Source organism: Aeromonas sp. R1-1, from assembly GCF_040908495.1.
In the GTDB taxonomy this organism is placed as follows: Bacteria; Pseudomonadota; Gammaproteobacteria; order Enterobacterales; family Aeromonadaceae; genus Aeromonas; species Aeromonas veronii.
On the sequence record NZ_JBFODV010000246.1, the window covers coordinates 1 to 3,353 of the forward strand.

Annotated in this window: 4 protein-coding genes; all 4 read left to right on the top strand. The window is 65.6% G+C overall.

All coding sequences use genetic code 11. The features are described 5' to 3' along the window. Positions 1–757, top strand: a 757-nt coding sequence (locus tag AB5Y92_RS16495) for an AMP-binding protein (protein WP_368227170.1), incomplete at its 5' end; no start/stop codon positions are given. Beyond that, entirely contained in the window at positions 754–1,686 is a 933-nt protein-coding gene (locus AB5Y92_RS16500) for an isochorismatase family protein (protein ID WP_368227171.1), read from the top strand. The genes AB5Y92_RS16495 and AB5Y92_RS16500, both read left to right, overlap by 4 nt. Continuing rightward, positions 1,683–2,450: a 2,3-dihydro-2,3-dihydroxybenzoate dehydrogenase gene (gene dhbA / locus AB5Y92_RS16505; protein ID WP_368227172.1), complete on the top strand. Its 768-nt coding sequence runs from the start codon at positions 1,683–1,685 to the stop codon at positions 2,448–2,450. The genes AB5Y92_RS16500 and dhbA overlap by 4 nt, the downstream gene beginning before the upstream one ends. 124 nt (positions 2,451–2,574) lie before the next feature. Continuing rightward, on the top strand, positions 2,575–3,353 hold a 779-nt coding region (locus AB5Y92_RS16510), incomplete at its 3' end, for a condensation domain-containing protein (protein ID WP_368227173.1).

A 3,353-nucleotide genomic window follows, 5' to 3' on the forward strand; every position in this document is an offset into this window, starting at 1 on the left:
ACCGGCTCTGGCGCTCTGGCTGGAGGCGGCCAGTCACTATCCGCAGACCTCCCTGGAGTGTGTACAGGTGGGGGGCGCGCGCCTCAGCCCGGCTCATGCCGATGCGGTAGCGAGCCGCCTTGGTTGCCGCTTGCAGCAGGTGTTTGGCATGGCCGAGGGGCTGGTCAACTACACCCGCATCGAGGATGACCAGTGGCACATCGTCAATGCCCAGGGCCGCCCGATGAGCCCGGGCGACGAGGTCGAGGTGCGGGATAGCGACGGACGCCCCTTGCCCGATGGCGAGTGCGGCGAGCTCTGGACGCGTGGCCCCTACACCTTTCGCGGCTACTTCAAGGCTGATGCCCACAATCAGCGGGCTTTTGATCGGGACGGTTTCTACTGCACCGGCGATCTGGTCTGCCGCTTGCCCAGCGGTCATCTGATGGTGGTGGGGCGCAACAAGGATCAGATCAACCGGGGTGGGGAGAAGATCGACGCCCTCGAGATTGAAGAGCTGTTGCTGACCCACCCGGAGGTGCGGCAGGCGGCACTGGTCGCCATGCCGGATCCCATGCTCGGGGAGCGCAGCTGCGCCTTTTTGATGTGCCGCGAGCCCCTCAATCTGCCCCGCTTGCGCCGTTTCCTGCGCGAGCAGGGGGTGGCCGATTACAAACTGCCCGATCGCCTGGTGCTGGTGGAGCAACTGCCCCACACCCCGGTCGGCAAGATAGACAAACAGACGCTGCGCGAGCAGCTCTCCAAGGAGTGTGCATGACCATTCAATCCCTCGCCGCCTATCCGCTGCCCACCGCTGAGGAGCTGCCCAGCGGGCGGGTGAACTGGCCCTTCGAACCGGGCCGTGCCGCCTTGCTAGTCCACGATATGCAGCACTATTTCGTCGACTTCTACGGGCCGGACAATCCGCTGATCAATCAGGTTATCGACCATATCGCCGCCCTGATCCGTCAGGCGCGTATTCTTGGCATGCCGGTGGTCTATACCGCCCAGCCCGCCGAGCAGAGTCAGGCCGATCGGGCGCTGCTCAACGACATGTGGGGGCCGGGGTTGACCCGAGCGCCGGAGCGTCAGCCGATTGTTTCGGCGCTGGCACCCGAGCCGCAGGATACGGTGCTGACCAAGTGGCGCTACAGCGCTTTTTGCCGTTCACCGCTGGCCGAGCTGATGGCCGAATGGGGGCGAGATCAGCTGGTGATCTGCGGCATCTACGGCCATATCGGGGTGATGCAGACGGCGGTAGATGCCTTTATGCGCGACATCCGCCCCTTCCTGGTGGCAGATGCCATCGCCGACTTCTCCCGCGAGGATCACCTGCTGGCGCTCTCCTACGTTAGCCGCAATGCCGGTCGGGTGATTACCGTGGCCGAGGTGATGGCGGCCAGCAAACGCCCCCTGACTAGGGAGTCGCTGCGTGCTCAGGTGTTGGCGCGGCTACCCGCCGAGATGCAGCATGAGCAGCCCACCGAGGATGACAACCTGCTCGACTACGGTCTCGACTCGCTGGCGGTGATGGGGCTGGTGGAAGAGTGGCGTCAGCAGGGGCTGGTGGTGGAGCTGGCCGAGCTGGCCCGCACGCCGACCCTGGCCAACTGGTGGGCGCTCCTCTCCCGTCAGCTTAATGTCAGTCAGGCCACGGCTTATCAGGTCAACGAAGTGCACGTCAGCGAACCGGAGTGCACCCCATGAGCGAGTGGCAAGGCAGAACCGTCTGGGTAACCGGTGCGGCGCAGGGAATTGGCCATGCGGTGGCGCGCACCTTTGCCGAGGCGGGGGCCAGCGTGGTGGCGCTCGATCTGCAACTGGCCGAGGCGCTGCCCGGCAACGTGAAGGGACTGGTGATCGATGTCAGCGACAGCGAGGCCGTGACCCGCTGCTGCGAGCAGCTGCTGGACGAGGGGCTGGGGCCCGATGTGCTGGTCAATGTCGCTGGCGTACTGGCGACCGGCAGGCTCGATGAGGTGGATGACGCCCTCTTGCAGCGCACCTTCGCCATCAACACCTTCGCCCCCTTCTACCTGATGCGGGCCCTGACCCCCTGGTTTCAGGGACGGCGCAGGGGCGCCATCGTCAATGTCTCCTCCAATGCCGGTCGGGTGCCGCGAGTGGGGATGGGCATCTATGGCGCCTCCAAGGCGGCGCTGACCAGCCTCACTCAAACGGCAGGGCTGGAACTTGCCCCCTATGGGGTGCGCTGCAATCTGGTGTCGCCGGGCTCGACCCGTACCCCGATGCTGTACGGCATGTGGCAGGAGGGGGAGGCTGAGCAGCGGGAGGGAGAACAGCGCACTATCGCGGGTCTGCCCGGGCAGTTCAAGCTGGGGATCCCCCTTGGTAAGCTCGGAACCCCCGAAGAGGTGGCTGCTTGCGTGCGGTTTCTCGCCTCCGATGCCGCCAGCCATATCACCCTGCAGGATCTGGTGGTCGATGGCGGTGCCACCCTGGGGGTCTAGCCCTCGGCTGCCGATCTGACAGGCGTGACATTCTCTTTATGGAGGAGGCCAGGCCTCCTCGCTTTTCAGCCATGCGGGCAGAGGCAAGTCACTGCCCGCTCGATGTTTGCGCAAGGACATTCCCATGGAACAGACAATGGCGATGCGCGCCACCCACCAGCGTGGTGAGCAGCCGCGCTGGCCACTTACCACCGCTCAGGCGGGCATCTGGTTTGCCCAGCAAAAATACCCGCAGAGCCCCGCCTGCAATACCGGCGAGTACTGGCTGCTGGAGGGGGCGCTGGCTCCCCATCACTTCACCCGCGCTGTGCGTCAGACCCTCGACGAGATCCCCGGTCTGCACTGTGCCTTTGTGGCCACTGCCGATGGCCCTCAGATGGTGGCCAACCCCGCCTGCTGGCAGCTGGCAGAGCGGGATCTGCGCAGCGAAGCCGACCCGCTCGCAGCCGCGCAGGCCGAGATGCGTGCACAGCTGGCTGTCCCCTTCAATCTGGCCGGGGGGCCGCTGTTTGCCACCATCCTTTATCGCCTTGACGAGCAGCAGTGGGCCTGGTTTATCGCTGTGCACCATATTGCCATCGACGGCTTTGGCCTGAGCCTGCTCTGCCAGCGGGTGGTGAGCTGGTATGAGGCGCTTTGTGCCGGCGAGCAGCCTGCCTCCTGCCGTTATGCGACTCAGCAGGAGTTGCTGGCCGAAGAGGCGGCCTATCAGGATTCGCCGCGCGCCGCGCGGGATCGCGATTTCTTCGTGCAGCAGCTGGCCGGGGTGGAGAATCCTGCGTCGCTCTCCCGCCGTCCGGCGCAAGGGCCGGGCCTCACATATCGTCTTGAGCAGCGGCTGGCTGGCCGCCAGTGGCAGGCATTGGTGGCACGGGCGAGTCGTTCGGCCTGTCACCCCTACAG